The following is a 25775-nucleotide window of genomic DNA, read 5'->3' as shown; positions in this document are numbered from 1 at the left end:
TTTAAACATGAGAATGAGAAGAAAACCATGGGCTAGACCAGAATTAGAAGCAAGTAATTTCTTTGTTGCAAATCCTAGCCAAAATAAAGGTAAATGGAAAGATACATTTAAGGATAATAAAAAGCCTTTACATTTAGAGCTTGGAGCTGGTAAAGGAACATTTATGGCAGTTCTTGCAGCAGAAAATCAAGATGTAAATTACATGGCAATAGATATAAAAGATGAAGTTTTAGTTATTGCTAAAAGAAATATAGAAGAATCATTTAAAGAACATAATATTGAAAGTGTTGATAATGTTAAAATAATGGCTCAAGAAATTGCATTAATTGATGAAGCTATATCTAAAGATGATAGGATAGAAAGAATTTATATAAACTTCTGTAATCCTTGGCCAAAGGAAAGACATAAAAAGAGAAGACTTACACATCCAAGACAATTAGAAAAGTACAAACAATTTTTAGTTAAGGGTGGAGAAATAAGATTTAAAACTGATGATGATGAATTATTTGAAGAATCATTAGAATATTTTAAAGAATCAGGATTTGAAATAAACTATATAACTTATGATTTACATAATAGTGATTTTAAAGGAAATATAACAACAGAACATGAAGATATGTTTTCAGCAAAGGGAATTAATATAAAATTCCTTATAGCTAAGTATGTATAGTAAATATTATAGAATAAATTTGTAAAAATCATTTACAACAAAAGTTTATAGCTTTATAATATTAGTTGATAAATAAGAATAGTTAGAAACGTCGAGGGGCTATTGCTTAATAAGTTTAAGAAATATTATGAAATTGTAAATGGCAACCTTTCGTCCTGATTCTATGTTGGGATGGAAGGATTTTTTTTTATTTGAAAATAACTTTTAAATTAAAGAAATAAAAATTTCTTTAATAGATATAAAAGTGTTGAAAGGAAGATATAAATGAGTTTTGAAAAATTAGCAGAATTAATATTCCCAAATGTTGATAAAACACCAGAATATTATTTTGAAAAGTACCCAAAAAGAGAATTAAAGGAAGGTGCTAAAGTTTTAAGATATGCACCAAGTCCAACAGGATTCCAACATATCGGGGGAGTTTATGCTGCATTAATAAATGAAAGACTTGCTCACCAAAGTGAAGGTATTTTTTATTTAAGAATTGAAGATACTGATCAAAAAAGAGAAGTTGCAGGAGCTATAGATGATACTATAAAGACAATGCATAACTTTGGAATGGACTTTGATGAAGGTGTTACAGGAGAAAATAGTGAAAAAGGAATCTATGCTCCATATAAGCAAAGTCAAAGAGCTGAAATATATAATACATTTGTTAAGGACTTAATTAAAAAAGGTCTTGCATATCCTTGCTTTATGACAGCTGATGAACTTGCTGAATTAAGAGAAAAACAAATAGCAGAAAAAATAACACCAGGATGTTATGGAATCTATGCAAAATATAGAGATTTAGCACCAGAAGAAGCTATAAAGAAAATTGAAGCTGGTGAAGAATATGTTATAAGAATGAAATCTCCAGGAGATGAAGAAAAGAGAATTGAATTCAAGGATATGATAAAAGGAAAAGTTTCATTCCCTGAAAATGTTCAAGATACTGTTATCATCAAAGGAGATGGACTTCCAACATATCACTTTGCTCATGCAATAGATGACTATTTAATGGGAACAACTCATGTTATAAGAGGAGAAGAATGGTTATCATCACTTCCAATTCACCTTCAAATGTTTAGAATCCTTGGATTTAAGGCTCCTAAATATGCTCACGTTCCTACAATAATGAAGCTTGATGGAAGTTCAAAAAGAAAGCTTTCAAAGAGAAAAGACCCAGAAAGTGCTGTATCATACTATAGTGAACAAGGTTATCCAACAGCATCAGTTGTAGAATATTTATTAAATATAATAAACTCATCATTTGAAGATTGGAGAAAGGCTAATAAGACACTTTCATACAATGAATTCACAGTTGAATTAAATAAGATGAGTAAGAGCGGAGCATTATTTGATTTAGTTAAACTTCATGATGTAAGTAAAGAAGTTATTTCTAAGATGAAGGCTACAGAAGTTTATGATTTATATCAAGCTTGGGCTAAAGAGTATGACGAAGAAATGTTTAGATTAGTTTCAGAAAATAAAGATATTACTATAGCTATGATAAACATAGATAGAGAAGGTGCTAAGCCAAGAAAAGACTATGGTAACTGGAGTGAAGTAAGAGCAAATATCTTCTACTTATATGATGAATTATTTAATAAGGAAACAGCAGAAAATGTTGAACTTCCAAAAGGAATGGAACTTGAAGATGCTAAGAGCATTATAGAAGTTTATTCAAAAGTATATGACTTTAGTAAAGATGCTACAGCATGGTTTGAACAATTAAAAGAAGTTGCTGTAGAACTTGGATATGCAACAGATAGAAAAGCATATAAAGCTAATCCAGAATCATTTAAGGGAATGGTTTCAGATGTTGCAGGAGCAGTAAGAGCAGCTGTAACTCACAGAACTAATACACCAGACCTTTACACAATAATGCAAATACTTGGAGAAGAAAAAGTTAAGGAAAGATTTGAAGCTTTCTTAGCGCTATAATAGATAAAAAATGAGCTATCTCTTTTGAGTTAGCTCATTTTATTTATATTAGTTATCTTTAAATATTCTTTTATAATCTCTTGATATCATTATTGTTGCAACTAAGAATGAAACAAAATCAGAAATAGGAAAAGCAAGAAATATACCAAGCATACCTATGTTAAATAAATATGGTAATAATATTGCAACAGGTATAAATATTAAAAATCTTCTAAATAAAGATAATCTAAATGATTTTTTAGCTTGACCAAGAGATTGATAGAATCCTATTATAACAATGTATATACCAGTAAAAGGTCTGGCCATTATTATTATTTTTAAGAAATTACTACTTATATTAATTAAAGTTTCATTATTAGTAAAGATACTAAATATATAATGTGGGAAGAATATACCACCAAGAGTCATTAATAAAGCCATTATAAAAGATAAGATTAATGAAATTTTTAATGCTTCTTTTATTCTATTAAAGTTTTTAGCACCTAAATTATAACTAACTATTGGTTTCATTCCATTTGATATTCCAGATAGTGGAACTCTTATAAGTCCTGTAATTTTTGAAACTACACTATAAGCAGATATATCAAAATTAGATCCATAAATTAAAAGTAAGTGATTCATTAATATTGTTACTATACTTGCAGATCCTCTTCCAATAAAGCTAGATGAACCTATAGGTACAGCTTTAAAAGTATATTCTTTATTAAATTTCAGATATTTTAAACTTATTTTTAAAGATGATTTAAATTTAAAGTAATAAACAAAATATAAGAAACTACAGAATTCTGCAAGGGAAGTAGCATAACCAGCTCCGGATATACCCATTTTAAAAACTGCTATAAATATGTAACAAAAAAGTATATTTGTACTCATACCTATAAGTAAGGCGTACATAGAATATTTAGCATTTCCTTCAGCTCTTACAGTTGCATTTAAAGGAAATGTTATTGATAAGAATAAAAGTGAGAAGAACATAGACCTAGCATATTCTACTGCTAAAGATATTGAAACTGTATCAGCTCCAAATAAGAATAGAATTGGTCTTGCAAAGATAAAAACTAATACAGATGAAAATACAGCTATTATAAGAACTATAAATAGTAAATTTCCAAATAGATAATTAGCTTTTTTATGGTCTTTTTCTCCAAAAGATTTAGAAATTAATGTGGCAGTTCCCATGCCTATAAGTATAGTAAAAGCTATAATTATTTTTTGAATAGGAAGATAAATAGAAACTGATTCAAGGCCAATAGTTCCTATATACCTTCCTATAAAAATAGTATCTACTATGTTATAAAATACATTTGCAAATAAAGCTATGGCAGATGGAATACTTAGTTTTAAGAGAGCACTAAGCATATTCTCCTTCTCTAGTAAATAAGTTCTATTCATAATTTTTCTCCTTCGTTAATTCAAATATTTATTATATTTTAATAATAAAGAAATATCAACAACAGAAAAATATCAATAGATAAATTAATTATTCTTTTTGTTTTGTTGGAGCTATTACAACTTCTCTTAAACAGATATTTTGAGGCTGATTATATATATATGAAACCATATCAGCTATATTTTGAGCTTCAAGGCCACCACCCATTGATTTTTTCATTTGGATATAATCATTTTTTATTTCTGTATCAGTTGTATGAGTTAAAAGTCCAGTTTCAACAACCCCAGGAGCTATGACTGTAACTCTTACATTATGTTTTGAAAGTTCTTCTCTAATACTTTCAGAAATAGCATGAACAGCAAATTTTGTTCCTGAGTAAACAGCATGATTATCAAAAGTTTTTCTACCAGCTAAGGAGCTTATATTTATTATGGTTCCAGATTCAGATTCTTTCATAGTTTTTATTACAGTTTCTATTCCATTTAGAACACCTTTTATATTTATATCAATCATATTATTCCATTCAGAAATATTTTGAGTAGATGTTTTTCCAAGTAACATAATTCCTGCATTATTTACAAGTAAATCAGTCTTTCCATAAATACTTTCAGCTTCTGTAACTGCCTTTTTAAATTCAGTAAAATTAGTTACGTCTACAGATTTACATAGAGTATTTGGTAAGTTAAGTTCTTCTAAAAGATGTTTTCTTCTAGAGATAAGTAGAAGAGGGTGACCTTCACTGGAAAGTTTTATAGCAATAGCTTTTCCAATTCCAGAGCTAGCACCAGTTACAATAGCTAATTTTTTCAAGATAGATCATCTCCTTTAAATATAATATTAATTTTTAGTATTTCCTTATATGGTAGCTTTATTCTATTTCTTGGATATTAGGAAGGTATACATATTAAGGTAATATATTATATTTAAAGTTCAAATTTAATATTACATATTAATGATAAGTTTATATTTAAAATGATTTGCACCTTGTATAAATTACTATTATATCTTAAAATTAAGTGTATATAGTTATATTACATAATAGAGAATATTGAGATGTAGTTAGAAAGGTTGAATTTAGATGTTTTTAATAATAAAGAAAAGTTCAAAGTTAATAATGGGATTAGAAGCTGCAGATGCTACTCTTGCAGCAATGTATGCTTCAATTAAAGAAGCATATAAAGACTTAGATGTTGATATACAATTTAATGAACCAGATTGTATGATAATTAGTAATTTAGTTGAATTTGTTAGAAAAATGGATTCTATTTCAGAAAATTTAGAAGAGTTAAATATGGAAAGTAATGATTTAGACTTAGATTTAGATGAGGACGATGATATTGCTATAGAACAAGTAATTGAAGATGATTCAGATATCTATATGGAAGATGAATCAGAAGATATTGATTATAATATTGATTTAGATAGTAGTGATATTGAGTATAGTTATGATGATGAAGATGAGACAAGCGTAGAAGACACAATTGAAATGGAAGTTGAAGAAACTCAAGAAGAGCCAGTTAAGGAAGGAGTTCCAGAAGAACCAGCTGAAGAAGTAGTAGTAAGAAGAGCTACATCTCCAGCAGATAGAATGATGGAAGAATTAAAGCTTGCTCAAAAGAATGAAGGATTACCAGAACTTGAAGGTAATAAATTAAATACTTTAGCATATAAAGAATATTTATTAAATTATATGAAGATGGGATTTGCAGCTAATATTCTTAAGAAAAAAGCAAAAGATATTAAGGATAGCTCAGAACAATTAAAAGTTCTTGGATTCTGTAATCAAGTAGAAAAGAGAACTGATGAATATGAAAAGATCTTTAAAGAAATAGGACTTACAACTTCACAAGTACATACATTTAGAATGGAAGTTTTAAGAGAAGTAAAGAAATATAGTGATGATTCAATAAGAGAAATTTGTGATTATCTAAATAGTCTTTACAAAATAAGTGAAGAATTAATAGTAAAAATAAAATAATAATTTTGAACTTAGTTAGTTTTTAAAGTGTTGACAATAGTCAGCACTTTTTTATTTTTAAATATTTTATATAGCTTAGTGTAAATAAGATTTAAAAACTAATATTAAATTTAAAAAGGGATTAATGAGTTATAATAAAAGTATGGTATGATACTTATAGTATAAAATTTTAATAATGTCTATTAACATATGATAAATTTTAGATAATTTAGTTATTTGTTAGCTAAATGGAAAGGACTATTTTATGTATGTGCAAACACAATTAGACTTAACAGAACTTGATAATATAAAAGAAGAAATTAAAGAATATAGTGAAGATTTTATAGAACATAAATTAATAACTAATAATGAGGAAGGCAATTTTTTATCAGAGCTTAAAGAGGCTTTTAAGGGCTGTAAAAGCTTTTATTTTAGTGTAGCCTTTATAAATTTTTCAGGATTACAATTAATTTTAGAAGAGCTAAAAAAGATGCAGGAAAAAGGGGTTAAGGGAAATATAATAACTTCAACTTATTTAAATTTCACTCAGGCATCAGCATTAAAAAAGATAAAGCAATTTGAAAATATAGATTTAAGAATATTTATTACAGAAGAGGAGCTAAGAGGATTCCATACTAAAGCTTATATATTTGAGTATGAAGATAATTATAAAATATATATAGGTTCTTCTAACTTAACTCAGAGCGCTTTAAAGAGTAATGAAGAATGGAATGTAAGAATAGTAAGTAAGAAAGAGCATGATTTCTCTAATGATGTAATGGATGCTTATTATAAGCTTTTCAACCAATGTTATAATGTTGATAATCAGTTTATAAATGATTATGAAGTATTTTTAAAAGAAGTTAAGAAGGTATCTGTAAAGGATACAAATAAAAATATTTTATTAAAGTATGAAAAAATAAGACCTAATGATATGCAAAGTAAGGCTTTAGAAAATTTACATAGATTAAGAGAACATGATGGTAAAAAAAGTCTTGTTATAGCAGCTACTGGGACAGGAAAAACTTATATGTCTGCATTTGATGTTAGAGAGTTTAAACCTAAAAAGATGCTATTTATTGTACATAGAGAAGATATTCTTAGAAAAGCTATTACAGATTATAAAAAAATAATGCCTGAAAGAAGCTTTGGATTATTTACAGGAAATATAAAGGAAAGAGATAAAGATTATATTTTTGCGACTATACAAAGTATATCAGCTTACTGTAATGATTTTAAAGAGGATGAATTTGATTATATAGTTATAGATGAAGCTCATCATAGTGCATCACAAACTTATAGAAAAGTTATAGATTATTTTAAGCCTAAATTTTTACTTGGAATGACAGCAACTCCTGAAAGAACAGAAGGAACAGATATTTTTTCTATTTTTGATAATAATATTGCACTAGAAGTAAGATTAAATGAAGCCTTAGAAAAGAATCTAGTAGTTCCATTTCACTATTTTGGAATAACAGATATAGATTTAGTTGACTATAGAGGAATAAATATTAATGATATAGAAAAGCTTTCTAAACTTCTTGAAATCAATGAAAGAGTAGAGTTTATAATAGAAAAAATGAATTTCTATGGATTTGATGGAGATAAAAGAAAAGCTGTTGGATTCTGTGCAAGTGTTGAACATGCTGAGTATATGGCTAGAGAATTTAATGAGAGAGGTATAAAAAGTGTAGCTTTAACAGGTAGTGATTCAATTAGTAAAAGACAAAGTGAAATTGCAAAGTTAGAAGATGATAATGATGATTTAGAAGTGATTTTCACAGTAGATTTATTTAATGAAGGAATAGATATACCTGCTATAAATTTAGTATTAATGCTTAGACCAACTCAATCATCAATTATTTTTATACAACAGCTAGGAAGAGGACTTAGAAAATATAAAGAAAAAGAATTTTTAACAGTCCTAGATTTTATAGGAAATTATAATAAGGCATTTCAAATTGCTATAGCTTTAAACGGAGCTAAATATTATGATAAGGAAAGTCTAAAAGTTTCAATAAGAACAGATTTTTCTAATATACCTGGATGTACAAATATTCAAATGGATGAAATATCTAAGCAAAGAATCTTAGAACAAATAGATAGAGAAAACTTTAATGCAATGAAGTATTTAAAGGAAGAGTACAATGAATTTAAAAAAATTAATGGTGGAAAGGTAGTAAATTTATTAACCGATTATTTCCTTTTTGAAGCAGCACCAAATCCGCTTAAATTTATAGGAGCTGTACCTAGTAAAAGTTATCTTGCTTTCTTAGAAAAAGTTGAAAGTAATTTTGAAGATTTAAAATTATTAAAAGATGAGAAATTTAAATTAGTTTTAAAAGATATAACAGCAAAGTTACCATTAAAGAGACCTTTTGAATTTATAATACTTAGATATCTTATACAAAATGGTTCTGCAACAAGAAATGAGCTTAAGAATGATATAGAAAAATATATAGACTTTATAGATGAAGAAACTTTTTCTTATACAATAGAATGTTTAAGAGGAGATTATCATAGTAAAAAAGAAAGTAATTTTAATTTTATAGAAAATCTTGGAGAGCAGATAATTCTCGCTCCAGAAATTAAAGAAGTAGTTAAAAATGAAAGATTTAAATTATATATAGATGATTGTATAAATTATGGCTTATTAAGTTATGAAAGAGAATTTGGTACAGAAAATTATGGTATGCCTTTCCTTAAACTTTACAGTCAATATACAAGAGATGATGTTGTAAGAATGTCTAATGCTACAAAGAAATTTGGTGGCTATGGAATGGGTGGACTTAAAACTAACGGTAATGATTGGTATATGTTTGTTGGAATGGAAAAGGATGAGTTAATAAAAGAAAGTATGAATCATGAAAATGAATTTATAGGGAGAGATATTTTTGTATGGCAAAGTAGAAATACCACAACAATAGATTCTGAAGCAGGTCAAAAGCTTATAAATAATGTTAAGGAAAATATTAATATGCATTTGTTTGTAAGAAAGTATAGAGAAATTGATGGTGTAGTAGAACCATATATTTATATGGGAATGGGAGATACGGTTTATTATGAAGGGGAAAAGCCTATAACTGTACATCTTAAATTAAGAAATAAAGTACCTATGAAAATATATAATGAGTTAAAGTAAATAAAAAAACACTTCCAATTTAAAGGAAGTGTTTTTTTATTTTGATAGAAATAGTAGATAATTTATTAAAAGTTTTTATTTCTTTATATGTTTTAGAACTCAATATAAGGTCTAAACTTTATATATAATACTGCTATTAATTTAAAATAGTATAATGCTTGAATAGTTCACATATGGCAATTAATAGTATATAATTATTTAATATAAGTTCAAGAAAAATTAATAATATTAATATTTATAGCTTTTATTAATGGGGGGAAGGAGTGATTATAGTCTTATGAAAATTGGTTTAGTGCTTTCTGGTGGAGGTGGAAAGGGAGCATATGAATTAGGGGTTTGGAATGCTTTAGGTGATTTAGGTTTACATAAATATATAAAAGTTTTATCTGGAACTTCAATAGGAGCTTTTAATGCTGTTTTATTTGCTCAAGATGATCTTAAAAAAGCAGAAGGGCTTTGGGATGAGGTAACAATGGATAGTTTAGTTCCACTTTCAAAGTTTGAGCTTCTTAGAAAAGGTCTTATTTTAGCACTTGGTTCAAAAGCAATTAATTTTACTAAGAAACATGTTAAAAATAGATGGGATATAGGTAATGCTTCAAAAGAAGGAATAGTTAATATAACAGATAAATATTTAGATATTCAGAAAATGAAGGATTCAGGTAGAATATGCTATGCAGCATGTACAGAAATGCCTGAGTTTAAGCCAAGATATTTTAAACTTAATGATTATAGTGATGAGGATGCAAAAAATATAATACTAGCCTCTGCAACTCTTCCAGTAATATATAAAAGTTCAGAAGTAGAGGGAAAAAAATATTTAGACGGTGGATTATCAGATAATACTCCAATCCAACCTGTTTATGGAGAAGGTTGTGATTTCATTATAGTAGTTTTTCTTTCTAGTAGTGCTAAGGTTGATAGAAGTTTGTATCCTAATGCTCGAATAATAGAAATCTCACCTAAGGGTGGAGATGAAGGAATGATTGCTGGAACATTAAATCTTGATGCTGAAGCTAAAAGAAAGAGAATAAATCAAGGATATTCTGATACTAAAGAGCTTTTAGAGCCAATTTTAGAGATGGCAAAGCTTACTCATAGAATAGAATTTAAGGATAAACATCCAATAATATATAAAATCGTAAATTTCTTAGATGGATTTAGAGAAAAATAATTAGTAATATATTTGTATTAATTTAAGATTATTTTTTTGATTTTATTAATTATAAAAATATTTTATTGAGAAAATATGAAAAATATTAAATTTGATTGACTGAAATGTGTATATGTAACATAATAGATACATAAAGTGAATAACTAAGGTAGAGGTGCGAATTTAAAGAGTACTACTAGGGAGTGAAAGCAACGTTGAGCTAGTAAGAAAGGGAAATTTCGCCGAAGAGTATAAAATAGGCTTAAATTTTATATGTCTGGGATTGCATAAAATATATGTAATACTGTCACAATAATAATTGTGGGGTGCTATCATTAATATTATCTGAATTGAGATTTTTGTGCCCTAAACATTTTGTTTAGGGCTTTTTGATTTATTATTGATATTTCGCTTACTGTGTTATGAACTTATGGAATACCATAAGAGGAGGAACAAAAGATGGAAACGAATAATAATGAAGGATTGAAGAGGGGCTTAAAAGCTAGACATCTTTCAATGATAGCTTTAGGAGGTGCCATAGGTACTGGTATTTTCTTAGCTATGGGAGGAAGTATACATCAAGCTGGTGTTGGTGGAGCATTTGTTGCTTATTCAATAGTTGGTATAATGGTATATTTTCTTTGTACAGGGCTTGGTGAAATGGCTACATATATGCCAGAGACAGGTTCATTTAGTAGTTACTCTACTAAATTTATAGATCCAGCATTCGGATTTGCAATGGGATGGAATTATTGGTATAACTGGGCTATAACAATAGCAACAGAATTAGTTGCGGGAGCAATAGTTATGAAATTCTGGTTCCCTCATGTACCAGGAATTATATGGAGTTCAATATTTTTAGTTATAATAGTAGGTTTAAATTTATTATCTGCAAAAGCATATGGTGAATCAGAATTTTGGTTTGCAGCAGTTAAAGTTACAACAGTTATTATATTTTTAGCAGTTGGAGTATTAATGATTGCTGGTATTCTTGGAGGAAAAGCTGAAGGATTTACAAGATATTTTGAAAATGGTGGACCATTTATAGGTGGAAGTAAAGCTATATTTGGAGTATTTTTAATAGCAGGTTTCTCATTCCAAGGAACAGAATTAGTTGGACTTGCAGCTGGTGAAAGTGAAAATCCAGCAAAAGATGTACCTAGAGCGGTTAATACAATTTTCTGGAGAATAGTTTTATTCTATCTTGGAACTATATTAGTAATAGGTGCTTTAGTAAGTAGTACACAAACTAGTGTTAATACAAGTGCATTTACATTAGTGTTTGAAAGAGTAGGACTTGCAGGAGCAGCTGCCGTTATGAATGCAGTTATTTTAACATCTGTTTTATCAGCAGGTAATTCAGGAATGTATGCATCAAGTAGAATGCTTTTCTCTATGGGAAAAGAAGGAATGGCACCAAAATTCTTTGCTAAAACTAATAGAAGAGGTGTTCCAGTTTATGCAGTTATTGCTACAACTATAGTTGCATCAATCTGTTTCTTAACAGGAAGTTTTGGGGAAGGTACAGTTTATAATTGGCTTGTTTCAGCATCAGGTTTATCAGGATTTATAGCATGGCTTGGAATAGCAATGTGTCATTATAGATTTAGAAAAGCTTTTGTAGCTCAAGGAAAAGATTTAAGTCAATTAAAGTATAAAGCTAAATTATATCCAATTGGACCTATAATAGCATTTGTTTTATGTATAGTATCAGTTCTTGGTCAAGGTTATGCAAATATAGGACCAAACGGTGTAAATTGGCCAGAATTAATTGCTTCATATATAGGAATTCCATTATTCTTAATAATATATTTTGGATATAAGATTAAATATAAGACAAAGCTTATACCTTTAGATGAAGTAGATTTAACAGTAGAGGAAAAGTAATAAAAAAAGATAATTTCTATTAATTTAGAAATTATCTTTTTTTATTATTAGTTTATTTATAGATATTTTTAATTTAGATGGTATAATTATGTATAGTTTAAATAGTTAGGGGAATATGATTTGCTTAATATAAATAATTTTTTAGATTTTTTAAATACGTATAGTTATTTTGCAATTCCAATTAGTATAATTATAAGTATTATAATAGCACTATTAGGAGTTTTACCATCATTTTTTGTAACTGGAGCAAATATAATATTTTTTGGTCCAATAGAAGGTTTTATAATATCGCTTCTTGGAGAATTCATAGGAGCAATTATAAGTTTTTATTTATATAGATTTGGATTTAAGAAAAAGGTGGAAGGATTATCAAGATATAAGCTTATAAATTCAATAATTCATAGTAAAGGTAAAAAGGCAGCTTTTTTAATTTTTGAAGCTAGGTTAATTCCATTTATTCCTTCAGGTTTTGTTACACTTGCAGGAGCAGTTAGTGAGATAAGTATCGGTCCTTATGCTATAGCTACATTACTTGGAAAGATACCATCTATAGCTTTAGAAGCTATTTTAAGTTATGATCTTATAAATATAAATAGTAATTATATAAGGCTTATTATTACAGTAGTAGCAATGGTTTTAATATTACTTACTTTAAAGAAAACTAAAATTTCATGTGAATAATAAAAAATAGACTACCTTATAAGGTAGTCTATTTTTATTACTTACATTATTGGAGAAAGTAGTCTAAAAATAGCTTCAAAGAATCTAGTAATAATACTTCTTTCTCTAAATTTTTGTTTATCAAGTTTAATACAGTGCTCTAAATCAGTTTTAAATTGCTTTTCTAAATTTTGAGCTATATCTTCATCATAAAGAACTGCATTAGTCTCAAAATTTAATGAAAAGCTTCTAATATCCATATTAGCTGTACCTACACTAGCTATATTTGAATCAGCTACTATAGTTTTAGCATGTATAAAACCATTATTATATAAATAAATATTAACGCCATAATCAAGTAGAGTTTCTACATATTGATTTGATACCCAAGGCATAAAGAAATGATCTGGGTTACCAGGTAGCATTAAATTAACGTTTACTCCAGAGAGTGATGAAAGTTTTAATGAATCTAAGATGGAATCATCTGGAACAAAGTAAGGACTTTGTATATAAATACTCTCTTTGGCATTATTTATTATTTTCATATAAGTATTTTTTATATGATGCTGAATATGGTCAGGTCCTGATGAAACTATTTGAAGTGGTGTAGTTTTTAAATTATTATTTAATTTTTTAGATTTAAACATATATTTTTTATGAGAATCAGTTAACTCTTCTCCAACAGAGTAAGTCCAATCTAATAAAAATCTTTCTTCTAAATCATTTATGGCAGGCCCCTCAATTTTTAAATGAGTATCACGCCAATTTCCTATTGTACTTTTACCTAGATATTCATCACCAACATTAAAACCTCCTAAAAAAGAAGTTTGTCCATCAATAACTATTATTTTTCTATGATTTCTATAATTTAATCTAAGATTTAAAAAGTGTAAAACACTAGGGAAAAATATAGAAAATTTTACTCCGGCCATCTTTAGTTTCTTTACGTATTTTCTTTTAATAGAATTTCCCATAGCATCAACAAGAAGTTTAATTTCAACTCCTTCTTTAGCTTTTTCATAAAGAGCATCTAAGATTTTAGATCCTATAGAATCACTTCTAAATATATAAAATTCTATATGTATATATTCTTTAGCAGAATTTATGGCTTTTATAATATCATCAAATAAAGAATTTCCATCAAAATAGATTTCTACATTATTTTCTTCACTGTATATAGAATTAGAATTATTATAATTCATTAATATAACATCTTTATTTTTTATTGAGCTGATATCATATTGATTTTGTTCTTTAAGCTTTTTAAAATAATTATTTTTAGATGTATCATCTATTAATTTTTTATTAGAAAGTTTCTGCCTATTTAAGTTTAGTCCAAATAAAAGATAAAGAATAAAACCTATAATAGGTATAAATATTAAAATAAATAGCCAGGCCCATGTGGTAGAAGGGTTTTTTCTTTCAAAAAATATTAGAAAAATTACAAGTATAATATTAACTACAATTCCTAAGCTACCCATTGCAAACCATTGGTGTATTTCCATACTATACCCCCTTTAAAACAATAAGTTCATAATACATTATATCAATTTATAAAGTTTAAAAATATAGTAATATATTGAATAATATTATTATTATATTATTATTGAGAGAACTTGTGAACTTTTATTGTTTGGGTTTATTAAAATTTACTTTAAGTATAAAATATTATCTTAATTAAAACTAAGAATATATTAAAAAGTATTATTATACATTTTCAGTGCTGATAAGTAATAAAATTTATTGAAGAGTAAATTAAGAGGAGAATTATATGAAGTTCTTAGATTTAAAAAAATATTCTAGTAAGTACTTTAATTTCATATATAATGATAAAGATTTTCTGATATATACTACCTTAAGAGAGAGAACTAAAAAAAATTATTTTACTATTTGTATTTACTACATAGATAATAAAGTTGAAAAATTAGTTAAAGAATTTGAGATAGATAGAAGCAAGTACTATGATTATAGAGTGTTTTTACAAGATGATACTATATTTATAATTAATAAGGAAAATAAATTTTTAAATATTTTAACTATAACTGATTATAAGAAGAATAAAAATGAGGATAATATAATTTTAGAGCTAGAAGGAGAGTTAAGGCATGTAAATATATTAGACAAGACTAATTTAGTAGTATTTATAGAAAGGCCAGGCTTTCTTCCAAAAGAATATTCTAAATATAGAAGTAATATTAGCTTTAATTATAAATTTGCTTATCTAATTGATTTAGAGGAAATAAGGTCATATTTTATTAAAGATATTAAATTAGTTTTAGGGGGAAGAGATTATTTATATAAGACAAGCTTTAAAAAAAGGGAAGTTATATTTTTTGAAGAAGCATATAGAGAAGATTGGGAAAACGAGTTTTATTATTTTAAGGGTGTTTTTGATAAAAATGATAAGATTAAAAAAGTTAGTAGCTTAAATTTTTTAGAGTTTAAATCTTTTATAGAGAATATTAAGTCTGGAAAAGAACATTTAAAGTTTTATGTTATAGATCAAATTGATAAAGAAGGAATTGTAAAATATTTAGGTGAAGATTTAGAAAAAATTTATTATAGAAAGAAATTTTTTGAAACAGGGATTGAAAGAATTTATAGTTTAAATAAAAAACAAGGATATATTACTGAAGAAGATATAATTGAGCATAATAAGTATATAGGGGATTTTTATTATAATACAAGTAAGAGAAATATTTTCTATGAAGAGGAGATAGGAGAAAATAAGTGGTTATTAGGTGTATTTAACAGGGATTGCAATATTTTTTATGATAAAAGAATAGGAACAGTTGAAGATTTTATAGAAGATAGATATTTAATAACTTATTACTCAGAAGAATATGATGGAATAATTTCAGAATATGCTGTTATAAGAGATATTGTTGAAAAAAAAGAAGTTCAATATGAGGGACTTATTAGAGTTTTTAATAATTATGTTATCTTATATTAATAAATAAGTTATTAATATAAATAATTTTTGAACAAAATATTAACATTATATAGAATTACTGAAAAATATTTTTTTTATGATATAATACGTATTAATATATTTTATTTATAAGTTAATTTTATTAATAAATAATTTATATTTTAAGGTTATACAAGGGAGGAAAAGAGGATGAAAAAAGGAAATCCTTTTATTTTAAAAGGTTTAGATACTACAAAAGGAAAAGTAGATTCACAAGTTATGACTGTTGGTGGAACTGTAGTAAAATCATTAATATTAATGGTAGTATTAGCAGCTTCATTTTTATATAGCTTTGAAATGACAATATATAATTATAAACCAGCTTTAACTGGTGCTACATTAATAGGATTCTTTATTGCGATGGCTACAACATTTATGCCTAAGATTGCACAATATACAGCTATAATATATGCTGCATGTGAAGGTTTTGCATTAGGAGCTTTATCTAATTTATTAAATAATATATATCCAGGAATAGCAAGTCAAGCTGTACTTATGACTATAGTTGTTGCTATTGTTACTTTACTTATATATAGAGCAGTACCAACATTTGCTGAAAAAATCAGAAAAATGGTGTTTATAGGGATTATATCAGTTGCAGCTGTTAGCTTAATATCAGCTTTAATGTCACTATTCGGAGTTATGTCTCCTATATATGGTAATGGTGGAATTGGAATCGGATTTAGTTTAATAGTAATAGTTTTAGCAGCAATGTCATTAATGACTGATTTTGATAATATTACAAAGGCTGCAAGTTATGGAGCACCTAAGTACATGGAATGGTACTGTGCATTTGGACTTACAGTAACACTTATCTGGTTATATACAGAAATATTAAATTTACTTGCAAAAATATCATCAAGAGATTAAATATGATAATTATTTATGAGCTGTCTCAAAAGAGGCAGCTCTTTTAATTTTATTTAAACTTAATAAGACATTATATATTTTTTTCTAAATATAATTTTAATATAGAGATTAGAGGTGATATAGATGACGATTGAAGAGGATTTAATAAATAGAAAAAATGTTCTTGATGTGGATAATGATTTTAATCTTATAGAAAATTTATATTATCATAATGAGGGGTTAGGAGCTATATATAGAAAGAAAAAAACTATTTTTAAACTTTGGAGTCCAACAGCTGAAAAAGTTAGTTTAGTTTTATTTAGCAGTGATGATGAAAATGCTAAAAAGAAGTATCTAGATATGAAAAAATGTTTAGAGGGAGTTTGGTATATAGAGCTTAAAGGTGATTATCATAGACAATATTATAATTATAGAATAGAAAAAAATGATGAGGTATTTGAAGTTACAGATCCTTATTGTAGAGCTATTAATATTACTGGAGACAAATCAATGGTTATAAATTTAGATAAAACTAATCCTAAGAGATGGAAAAATAGTTTTTCTCCTAAAATGAGTAAAAATCCAATAATTTATGAATTGAGTATTAGGGATTTTACAATTGATGAAGCTTCAGGAGTTAGAGAAGAGGATAGAGGTAAGTATAAAGGATTAACATTTACTGATAATGAAGCAGAAATAAAAACAGGCTTAAATCATCTAGTAGAGCTTGGAGTAACACATGTTCAGTTAATGCCTATATATGATTTTAGTTCTTCTGATAAAAATGTTTTAAATGGAGAGTATAACTGGGGGTATAATCCTAGAAATTATAATGTTCCAGAAGGTATATATTCTACAAATCCTAAGGATGCTGTACTTAGAATAAGAGAACTTAAAGAGATGATAATGAAATTACATGATAATGGAATTAGAGTTATTATGGATGTTGTTTATAATCATACTGCAGAATCTATAAATTCAAGTTTTAATAAGATAGTTCCTAAATATTATTATAGATTTAATGAAAACGGTGAATATTCTAATGGTTCTGGATGTGGCAATGAAATTGCAACTGAAAGAAGAATGGCAAGAAAATTTATAATAGATTCTATGATTTATTGGGCTAAAGAATATAAAATTGATGGTTTTAGATTAGATTTAATGGGACTTTATGATATAGAAACTGTTGAAGAAATTAGAAAAGAGCTTGATAAGATAGATAAAGATATTCTTCTTTTAGGTGAAGGATGGAAAGGTGGGGAAAGTACTTTATCTAATGAAAATAGTATGATAAAAGATAATATAAGAAAAATAGAAAATAAAAGAATAGCTTGTTTTAATGATAATCTTAGGGATGCAATAAAGGGAAATGTATTTTCAGATAGTGATAGAGGATTTGTAAGTGGTAAGGCTAATTTAGAAGAAACAATTAAATTTGGAATAGTTGGAGCCATAGAACATAGGGATATAAATTATTCAAAGGTGATTTATAATAAATATCCATGGGCAAATGAATCTTTTCAAAGTATAAATTATGATTCTTGTCATGATAACTATACTTTGTGGGATAAATTATCTTTAGCAAATAAAGATGCTAGTAAAGAGGATTTAATAGATATGAATAAGCTTTCAGCTGCAATAGTTTTAACATCTCAAGGAATTCCATTTATAAATTCTGGAGAAGAATTATTAAGAACAAAGAAAAAAGAAAATGGAGAGTATGATGGTAATAGTTATAAGTCTTCAGATAGTGTAAATAAGATTTATTGGAATAGTAAAAAAGAAAATAAAGATATTTTTGATTATTATAGAGAATTAATATCATTAAGAAAAAATCATAGTGTTTTTAATATAGGCTCTAAGGAAAAGATAAATAAATATTTGAAGTTTATTGATGAAAATAAGTTTAGTGAAATAGGAAATTTAGTTGCTTATACTATAGAATGTGATGATATAGATAAATATTGGAGTAAAGTTTTAGTAGCTTTTAATGGTTCTAATATTGATAAATATATTGAACTAGATGATAAAGGTTGGGAAGTAATTTTAGATAAAGATAAGGTGCGAGAAAGTGGTATTGAATATATAGATGAAAGTAGAGTGAAAATTAAAAGGCTTGGGGCATTTATAGCAGTTAAATTTAAGAATAGAATTTAAATATATTTATAAATTAGTAATGGGATTTAGTTGGAAAATATAAAGTGTTATCAATAAATAATTTTAAAGCATAAGATAAGATATAATTAAATGATAAGAAGGTTGAGATTTGTGGGGAAAATAATTAATTATATCGGTAGTGGAAACACTGCAAGAGGATTTGCTCCTTTATATGATAGTATCTTTCAAGATACTAAAGAAGCCTATGTTTTAAAAGGTGGTAGTAATACTTATAAGACTAAGGTGCTAGAAAAATTAAAAAAACAATATGCTGCCTTATACGATGTAGAAGTAATTATTAGTAGTTTAGATACTGATGAAATAGAAGCTATAAAGATACCAGAGTTAGATTTAGCAATTTTTAATGGCAATCTTGTTCATGGAGGTAATATAGTTATCTCTAAAGCTAAGAATATAGAGATTAATTTAGATGGAGCTTTAGATTCAGATAAAATAAAGGCAAACTCAAAATATATAGATGATTTAAAAAATGCTATATATAGAAATTTAAATTCTTCTTATAAAGGTTATGAAAAAGCTTTAAAAATACATGATGTTTGGGAAGCTATATATATTAATCATATGGATCTTTCTAAGGCTAATAATTTAGCAGAAAGTTTAGTTAATAAACTTATTACAAGTAAAAAGGATTCTGATGGAAAAACTTTTCATAGATATTTAGGAGCGGCAACTCCAAAAGGTGGAGTTGATTTTGTACCTAATTTAATTGATGGACTTAAAAATTACTATATAAAAGGTAGAGCTGGTTCAGGTAAATCAACAGTATTAAAGAAAATTGCTAAGAAGGCTGAAGAAAATGGATTTACAGTGGAAGTATATCATTGTGGCTTTGATCCAAGTAGCTTAGATATGGTAATAGTAAGAGAACTTGGCTTTGCAATCTTTGATAGTACAGCTCCACATGAATATTTCCCAAGTTTAGATACAGATGAAATAGTAGATTTTTATAAGGAACTTTTTGATGAAGATGTAGATAGTATATATGCAGATGAAATTGAACAAGTTGAAAGTGAATATATTATAGCTAAAAAAGAAGCTTCAAATTATTTAAAGAAGGCAGGAGAAAATAAGGCTAAATTAGATAGTATTTATGATGAGGCTTTTGACGAAGAAAAAGCAGATAAGATAGTGGGAGATAAATTAGCTATTAATTAATATAATATATTTCTCAAGACATGAGGTAATTCTCATGTCTTTTTTATTTTAATAAGGAATTGGTAAAAAACTTTGTAGTGAATTAGATTTATGGGCTGGGGAAAATGAAATATTAAGACTAGAGTTAACTGTAATGTGTCCTAATAATATTGCAAAAAAAATTATATGAGAGAAATGGTTTTGAAATCGAAGGAATAAAAAGAAAATCAATATTTATGGATGGAGAATATATTGATGAATATATTGATGAATATTATATGGCTAAAATATATAAATAATAAGAGTTAAAGTATATTAATATTTTTTATAGATTTTTTACGTTAGTAAATTACGAAAATTCTTCTAAAATAGAATATTAGATATTTACTTATGTAAAAATATATATGATAAAATAATAAATATAATATTTTCAATATATAAAGGTGGTGAAGTAAGTGAAGAATACAATTAGTATTTTTCACTAGAAATTATGAGTAAATTTATAGAAGAGGTAAGTAAGATAGATTTTATTAATGAGGTAGAGATAAAAATTAGTGATATAGAGGCAGGGCTTAAAAAATATAAAAGCAAGATACTTAGTATACATAATAAGAAATTAACTGTTGAAGAGGAAAAAAGCTTTGCTATAAATGAAATTGGTATGCTTAATTCTAAGGAAGAAAATAAATTTATAGATTTCATGCAAAAAGCGTATGAGTTAAATAATGATAAGGGAACAATAATAGATTTTTATATAAATAGATTAGATGATAATTCTATTTCTAATATAGCAGAAAGACTTGAAGGTAGGTCAAGAGAATTATTTTTAGAAATAATAAAAGAAATGAGGGGAGATACAGTATATTTTAAAGCATTAGATAAAGAGATAATTGAACTTATAACTAAACTAAATACTAGAGAGTTATTTTTCTGTACAGTATATTTCTTAGATACTCCTTTAACTGTATGGGGAAATTATAATTTGGAGTTTCCTATATTTTATAAAGATGAAGAGGGACTTGAGACTTATAAAGAGTTAATAGATAAAAGTGGATTATATTATCATAATGTTTAATAAAAAAGCTTCTAAATGTATAAGATTTAGAAGCTTTTTGTTGTCTTAATAAGATTATTTAATTTTATATTTAGGTAAAAATATAAAATTAAAAGTTTCTAAAAAGTATTTGTAAAATATTATAAATATATCTTGATATTTCTATTCGCTTGTTCTATTATATATATAACAGGTATAAAAGGAGGAACAGTATGATACTAGAATTAGATTTTGAAAGTGAAGTACCTATTTATCTTCAATTAAAAAATGAAATTATAAAAGCTGTTGCAAAGGGGGAGTTAATAGAAAATAATTCTCTTCCGTCAGTTCGTAATCTAGCTGCTGACTTAGATATTAATATGCATACTGTAAATAAGGCGTATAATTTTTTAAAAGAAGATGGCTATATAAAAATGGATAGAAGAAAAGGTGCTTTAATAAGTTATGATTATAGAGAAAAGAATAAAGAATTTAATATAACTTTAGATAAAGAATTAGAGATATATGTTGCAGAATGCGTTGCAAGGGGAATTGGTAAGGAACTAATGATTGATAAATTAAATAATATTTTTCTAAGTTATAAAGGAGAGTAATTTATATGGATAATAGTGTTTTATTTAAAAGCTTCGTTATTTTTATACCAATCTTTGTTATTTTATTTATGGGAGCTTTCTATATTAATGACTTTAGAGGTGGGGGAAGTGTTCTTTTTGGAATTAGGATACCTAAAGAATATGTAAGTGATGAAAGATTATTAAATATTAAGAAAAAATATAAAAGAAATATAGCTATAATATGTTCAATATTATTTATTATATTTTGTATTCTTTTAATATCAACAAGTGTTGTACTAGGAGTACTAATCTCAGTATTAGGTTTTATACTTCTATCAGGGATGTTTTATTATTCATCTTATAAAAAAGTATTAGAGATTAAGAATACAGAAAATTGGACAATGCTTTCATCAAAGAAGGTTATTCTAGATATTTCGGTTGAAAGAGAAAATATCATGCTTAGTCTTTGGTGGTATGTGATTCCTTTTGCAATAGCGATAATAGGATTTCTTATAGTGTTATTTAATATAAATGATTTACCAAATCAAGTAGCACTTCATTTTGGATTTAATGGGCCTGATGAATTTGGAGCTGGAAATGATATTGGTACAAAACTTCAAGTTTTATTTCTTCCTCTTTTAAGTATAATGGTTTTATGTATTGTATTCTTTAGTGTAAAAGGGATGAAAAATAAATCACAAAGAATTAATGGTGGTTCAGTGGAGGAAGTAAAAGCTAGAAATACAAATAATAAAAAATATACTTCAATAATGATGTTAATTATAGCTTTAATTATTTCAATATGGATGCTTCTTCTTTCACTTATAACACTTGAGTTTATACCATATAGCACAGAATTAATGTTTATACCAATGGTTAATCTTTTAGGAATTATGCTAGTATTTATGATTTTATATATTAAGGATAATAAGAAAAAAGAAAATATAGATAATGAAGAGATTTATATAGATGATGATAATCCGTATAAATTAGGAGGATTATTTTATTATAGCAAAACAGATCCACGTGTATGGGTTGAAAAAAGAAGTGGACTTGGGTATACAGTTAATAATGCCACAGTAGGTGGAAAAATATTTTGGATAATTATTTTAATTATAATACTATTACCTGCATTACTTTAATAAAAAGCTGTATTAGGGTGATTAAAAATCACTCTAGATACAGCCTTTTCTATTATTTATATAATGTTTTATTTTAGTCAATTTTAAAAATCCATCCTTTTGGTGCTTCTATATCTCCAAATTGAATTCCATATAAAGTATCATATAATTTTTTAGTTATAGGTCCTACCTTAGTTGTACTATGGAAAACATGTAGCTTATTTTTATATTCTATTCCACCTATTGGTGTTATAACAGCAGCAGTACCACAAGCTCCAGCTTCTTTAAATTCATCTATATTATCTATAAATACATCTCTTTCATATACATCAAGATTTAGATATTCTTTTGCTATATACATTAATGAGTATTTAGTTATACTAGGGAGAATTGATGGGGATTTTGGTGTTATAAATTCATTATTATGTGTTATACCAAAGAAATTGGCAGCTCCAACTTCTTCAATTTTAGTATTAGTAGCAGGATCAAGATAAATACAATCTGCAAAACCATGCTCAACTGCTATTAAATGAGATTTAAGACTTGCAGCATAATTACCACCAACTTTAATTCCACCAGTTCCACGAGGTGCAGCTCTGTCATAATCAGCTATCATAAAATTAACAGGGGAAAGCCCATCTTTAAAGTATGCTCCAACTGGTGTGCAAAATACTGAAAAAATATATTCATCAGCAGGTTTTACTCCAATATTGTCACCTACACCTATAACAAAGGGTCTAATATATAGAGTAGCTCCACTTTCATAAGGAGGAACATAATCTTTATTAGCTTTTACAACCTCTATACAAGCTTTAATAAATTTTTCTTCTGGAATTTCAGGCATAATTAATTGATTTAAGCTTTTATTCATTCTTTTAGCATTTTCATCAACTCTAAATAATTGAATATTACCATTTTTAGTTCTATATGCTTTAAGACCTTCAAAACATTGTTGACCATAATGAAGACATGGAGAGCCTTCACTTAATGTAATTGTATTATCTTTTGTGAGTTTTCCTTCGTCCCATTTTCCATTTTTCCATATAGATATATAGCGAAAATCTGTTTTTATATAATTAAAACCTAAATTATCCCAATCTATATTTTTTTGCATGAAAACCACCTCTATTATAAAAATGTTTTAATACAATTCTATCATAGTGAAAAAATAAAATCCATTAAATGTAAATTTTACTTTTTTATTAAAAAGTGTATAATAGGAAAGTATTTTAAATTAAATTAAGCTAAGGAGAAAAGTTAAATGAGTGTACCAAAGTTTTTTTCTATGTTTACAGAAAAGAGATTAACAAAAGACCAATTTATCCAAAGTATTAAAGCAGGGATAGGAGTAGCTATTATTTCTTTACCACTTTCAATAGCTTTAGGAATATCATCAGGAGTTACACCTCAAGCTGGTATGATAACAGCAATAGTTGCTGGAATAATAGTATCAATATTAAGTGGAACTTCTGTACAAATAGGAGGACCTACAGGAGCATTTGTTGTTGTTGTTTTAGGTATAGTACAAAAGTATGGATTAGAAGGACTTATACTTTCGACTTTTATAGGAGGAATAATTTTAATTTTACTAGGTTTATTTAGGCTAGGTTCATTAATTAAATATATATCATATCCTATAACTGTTGGATTTGCAGCTGGAGTAGCAATGATACTTGTTACTACAGAAGTTAAGGATTTTTTAGGACTTAAAATAGATAAGATACCTTCAGATTTTATAAATAAATGGATTACATATATAACGCATTTAAATACTATAAATTACATAACATTTACAATAGGAATTATATCTATACTAATTATAGTAATTTCACCTAAGATAAATAAATCTATACCAGGAACATTACTTGCATTAATAATAGCAACACTTGTAGTTAAATTCTTTAATTTAGATGTTGCAACTATAGGAAGTACATTTGGAAATATTTCAGGAAATATTCCTATGCCAAAGTTACCAGTGTTTAGTTTGGATATGATTAAACAACTTATAAATCCAGCAATAACAATTGCATTATTATGTGCAATATCATCATTATTATCAGCTGTTATTTCAGATGAAATAATTGGTGAAAAACATGATTCAAATACTGAACTTATAGCACAAGGTTTTGCTAATATGGGTTCAGCATTATTTGGTGGTATTCCAGCGGCTGGAGTTGTAGCTAGAACAACAGCAAATATGAAAGCAGGTGGAAGAACTCCAATAGGTGGTATAGTAAATGGACTAGTTCTTTTAATAATAATGTTAGTATTAATGCCAATAGCAGAATATATACCTTTAACAACTCTTGGAGCTATATTACTTGTAGTTGCTTATAGAATGAGTAAATTAAATGTAATTAGAGCGATGTTTAAAGGTCCAAAAGATGATTTATTACTTTTAATAGTTACTTTTATTTTAACAGTTATATTTAATGTTGTTATAGCAGTTACTGTAGGAGTAGTTATATCAGCAGTTATCTTTATGTGGAAAATGTCTAATAAAATAAAAATAGATAATTTAGAATCAACTAAGATAATCAAAGAAGAAGTTAATAGTAATAAAATTTCTGTTTATAAGGTAGCAGGTCCTTTATTCTTTGGATCAGCTAGTATTTTAAGAGATATTATAAGAGAAAATGAAGATAAGAAATTAGAAGCACTTATTTTAAGTACTAATAATATAGCAGATTTAGATGCTACTATTCTTAATATGTTTGAACATATGTCTATCATGTGTAAAGGGAATAATTCTAAGTTTATAATAACAGGACTAAATGAAAAAAATAAAAAAATACTTAATAAATCAATAAAGGAAGAAATAGAGCTGTATCCTTCTTTAGATGAAGTTAAAATAGGTAACTTTAGTTTGAAATCTAGTTAGTTCTTTTTATATAATTTCGATAAATTTAGTAAAAAAGATTATTGATTATATCTATACTTTAAGTAATATAACATTTAAATGTTATATTACTTTTTTTATATTTTTAAATAAATGTTAGAGATAGCTAAGGAATTTATTTGTAATTTTAAAAATACTGATAGTAAAGTTTTTAGAACTATTAAGATAAGTTAATGAATTAGTACAATATAATGAGATTATTAACAATATTATAGGCAGTTATTTTGTGTTAT

At 26.5% G+C, this 25775-nt stretch carries 20 protein-coding genes and 1 riboswitch; of the genes, 16 read left to right on the top strand and 4 right to left on the bottom strand.

Going from position 1 to position 25775, the window contains the following annotated elements:
* The first annotated feature begins 7 nt into the window (after nt 1–7).
* Both trmB and gltX read left to right on the top strand, forming a co-directional pair.
* Nucleotides 8–670, top strand: a complete 663-nt coding sequence (gene trmB / locus BN8917_RS10210; protein WP_066874077.1) for a tRNA (guanosine(46)-N7)-methyltransferase TrmB — start codon at nt 8–10, stop codon at nt 668–670.
* 264 nt (nt 671–934) lie between these two features.
* Nucleotides 935–2593: a glutamate--tRNA ligase gene (gene gltX / locus BN8917_RS10205; RefSeq protein ID WP_066874075.1), complete on the top strand. Its 1659-nt coding sequence runs from the start codon at nt 935–937 to the stop codon at nt 2591–2593.
* 48 nt (nt 2594–2641) lie between these two features.
* Here the strand turns inward: gltX and BN8917_RS10200 are convergent, their stop codons facing one another.
* Entirely contained in the window at nt 2642–3985 is a 1344-nt protein-coding gene (locus BN8917_RS10200; RefSeq protein WP_066874073.1) for an MATE family efflux transporter, read from the bottom strand.
* 88 nt (nt 3986–4073) lie between these two features.
* Complete coding sequence (locus BN8917_RS10195; RefSeq protein WP_066874071.1) at nt 4074–4793, bottom strand: SDR family oxidoreductase; 720 nt, start codon at nt 4791–4793, stop codon at nt 4074–4076.
* 268 nt (nt 4794–5061) lie between these two features.
* On the opposite strand from BN8917_RS10195, the gene BN8917_RS10190 reads away from it, so the two are divergent.
* From BN8917_RS10190 to BN8917_RS10170, 5 genes are all read left to right on the top strand, one after another.
* Nucleotides 5062–5961 carry a hypothetical protein gene (locus BN8917_RS10190; RefSeq protein WP_066874069.1) on the top strand — a complete coding sequence of 300 codons (900 nt, stop codon included), beginning with the start codon at nt 5062–5064 and terminating at the stop codon, nt 5959–5961.
* 244 nt (nt 5962–6205) lie between these two features.
* A complete protein-coding gene (locus tag BN8917_RS10185) occupies nt 6206–9082 on the top strand; it encodes a DEAD/DEAH box helicase (protein ID WP_066874067.1) in 2877 nt (958 codons plus the stop codon).
* Nucleotides 9083–9359: 277 nt separating this feature from the next.
* Nucleotides 9360–10256, top strand: coding sequence for a patatin-like phospholipase family protein (locus BN8917_RS10180; protein WP_066874065.1), 897 nt, complete (start codon nt 9360–9362; stop codon nt 10254–10256).
* Between the two features lie 141 nt (nt 10257–10397).
* Nucleotides 10398–10575: riboswitch (Lysine riboswitch) on the top strand.
* Between the two features lie 119 nt (nt 10576–10694).
* Nucleotides 10695–12122: an amino acid permease gene (locus BN8917_RS10175; protein ID WP_066874063.1), complete on the top strand. Its 1428-nt coding sequence runs from the start codon at nt 10695–10697 to the stop codon at nt 12120–12122.
* 120 nt (nt 12123–12242) lie between these two features.
* Nucleotides 12243–12803, top strand: coding sequence for a TVP38/TMEM64 family protein (locus tag BN8917_RS10170; protein WP_066874062.1), 561 nt, complete (start codon nt 12243–12245; stop codon nt 12801–12803).
* A 41-nt stretch (nt 12804–12844) separates the two neighbouring features.
* Here the strand turns inward: BN8917_RS10170 and cls are convergent, their stop codons facing one another.
* Entirely contained in the window at nt 12845–14287 is a 1443-nt protein-coding gene (gene cls, locus BN8917_RS10165; RefSeq protein ID WP_066874060.1) for a cardiolipin synthase, read from the bottom strand.
* 266 nt (nt 14288–14553) lie between these two features.
* On the opposite strand from cls, the gene BN8917_RS10160 reads away from it, so the two are divergent.
* From BN8917_RS10160 to BN8917_RS10130, 8 genes are all read left to right on the top strand, one after another.
* Nucleotides 14554–15735, top strand: a complete 1182-nt coding sequence (locus BN8917_RS10160) for a hypothetical protein (protein WP_066874057.1) — start codon at nt 14554–14556, stop codon at nt 15733–15735.
* A gap of 168 nt (nt 15736–15903) precedes the next feature.
* Nucleotides 15904–16623 (top strand): Bax inhibitor-1/YccA family protein, encoded by a 720-nt coding sequence (locus BN8917_RS10155; protein WP_066874055.1) that lies wholly within the window; start codon nt 15904–15906, stop codon nt 16621–16623.
* A 123-nt stretch (nt 16624–16746) separates the two neighbouring features.
* The gene (gene pulA, locus BN8917_RS10150; protein WP_084748589.1) at nt 16747–18759 is read left to right on the top strand and encodes a type I pullulanase; all 2013 of its coding nucleotides are present in this window, start codon (nt 16747–16749) and stop codon (nt 18757–18759) included.
* A gap of 111 nt (nt 18760–18870) precedes the next feature.
* On the top strand, nt 18871–19935 hold the full coding sequence (locus BN8917_RS10145; protein ID WP_084748587.1) for a hypothetical protein: 1065 nt from the start codon (nt 18871–18873) through the stop codon (nt 19933–19935).
* A gap of 149 nt (nt 19936–20084) precedes the next feature.
* Entirely contained in the window at nt 20085–20213 is a 129-nt protein-coding gene (locus BN8917_RS14830; protein ID WP_341472958.1) for a GNAT family N-acetyltransferase, read from the top strand.
* Nucleotides 20214–20404: 191 nt separating this feature from the next.
* Nucleotides 20405–20989: a hypothetical protein gene (locus BN8917_RS10140; RefSeq protein ID WP_066874051.1), complete on the top strand. Its 585-nt coding sequence runs from the start codon at nt 20405–20407 to the stop codon at nt 20987–20989.
* A gap of 191 nt (nt 20990–21180) precedes the next feature.
* Complete coding sequence (locus BN8917_RS10135; RefSeq protein WP_066874049.1) at nt 21181–21561, top strand: GntR family transcriptional regulator; 381 nt, start codon at nt 21181–21183, stop codon at nt 21559–21561.
* 5 nt (nt 21562–21566) lie between these two features.
* Nucleotides 21567–22664, top strand: coding sequence for a DUF5808 domain-containing protein (locus BN8917_RS10130; RefSeq protein WP_066874047.1), 1098 nt, complete (start codon nt 21567–21569; stop codon nt 22662–22664).
* Nucleotides 22665–22737: 73 nt separating this feature from the next.
* On the opposite strand, the gene BN8917_RS10125 is transcribed toward BN8917_RS10130, so the two are convergent.
* A complete protein-coding gene (locus BN8917_RS10125) occupies nt 22738–23757 on the bottom strand; it encodes a branched-chain amino acid aminotransferase (RefSeq protein ID WP_066874045.1) in 1020 nt (339 codons plus the stop codon).
* A 147-nt stretch (nt 23758–23904) separates the two neighbouring features.
* Here BN8917_RS10125 and BN8917_RS10120 point away from each other — a divergent pair, with 147 nt between their 5' ends.
* Complete coding sequence (locus BN8917_RS10120) at nt 23905–25524, top strand: SulP family inorganic anion transporter (protein ID WP_066874043.1); 1620 nt, start codon at nt 23905–23907, stop codon at nt 25522–25524.
* Nucleotides 25525–25775 lie beyond the last annotated feature (251 nt).

The organism is Clostridium mediterraneense (assembly GCF_900091705.1).
Lineage (GTDB): Bacteria > Bacillota > Clostridia > Clostridiales > Clostridiaceae > Sarcina > Sarcina mediterraneense.
The sequence above is the reverse complement of the archived record's forward strand: the minus strand, read 5'-3'. Positions and strand labels throughout refer to the sequence as shown.

Coding starts and splice junctions, on each gene's coding strand:
- cls (WP_066874060.1), bottom strand. CDS start 14,287: ATGGAAATACACCAATGGTTTGCAATGGGTAGCTTAGGAATTGTAGTT.
- BN8917_RS10155 (WP_066874055.1), top strand. CDS start 15,904: ATGAAAAAAGGAAATCCTTTTATTTTAAAAGGTTTAGATACTACAAAA.
- pulA (WP_084748589.1), top strand. CDS start 16,747: ATGACGATTGAAGAGGATTTAATAAATAGAAAAAATGTTCTTGATGTG.
- BN8917_RS10185 (WP_066874067.1), top strand. CDS start 6,206: ATGTATGTGCAAACACAATTAGACTTAACAGAACTTGATAATATAAAA.
- gltX (WP_066874075.1), top strand. CDS start 935: ATGAGTTTTGAAAAATTAGCAGAATTAATATTCCCAAATGTTGATAAA.
- trmB (WP_066874077.1), top strand. CDS start 8: ATGAGAATGAGAAGAAAACCATGGGCTAGACCAGAATTAGAAGCAAGT.
- BN8917_RS10180 (WP_066874065.1), top strand. CDS start 9,360: ATGAAAATTGGTTTAGTGCTTTCTGGTGGAGGTGGAAAGGGAGCATAT.
- BN8917_RS10200 (WP_066874073.1), bottom strand. CDS start 3,985: ATGAATAGAACTTATTTACTAGAGAAGGAGAATATGCTTAGTGCTCTC.
- BN8917_RS10130 (WP_066874047.1), top strand. CDS start 21,567: ATGGATAATAGTGTTTTATTTAAAAGCTTCGTTATTTTTATACCAATC.
- BN8917_RS10140 (WP_066874051.1), top strand. CDS start 20,405: ATGAGTAAATTTATAGAAGAGGTAAGTAAGATAGATTTTATTAATGAG.
- BN8917_RS10120 (WP_066874043.1), top strand. CDS start 23,905: ATGAGTGTACCAAAGTTTTTTTCTATGTTTACAGAAAAGAGATTAACA.
- BN8917_RS10160 (WP_066874057.1), top strand. CDS start 14,554: ATGAAGTTCTTAGATTTAAAAAAATATTCTAGTAAGTACTTTAATTTC.
- BN8917_RS10190 (WP_066874069.1), top strand. CDS start 5,062: ATGTTTTTAATAATAAAGAAAAGTTCAAAGTTAATAATGGGATTAGAA.
- BN8917_RS10135 (WP_066874049.1), top strand. CDS start 21,181: ATGATACTAGAATTAGATTTTGAAAGTGAAGTACCTATTTATCTTCAA.
- BN8917_RS10175 (WP_066874063.1), top strand. CDS start 10,695: ATGGAAACGAATAATAATGAAGGATTGAAGAGGGGCTTAAAAGCTAGA.
- BN8917_RS10125 (WP_066874045.1), bottom strand. CDS start 23,757: ATGCAAAAAAATATAGATTGGGATAATTTAGGTTTTAATTATATAAAA.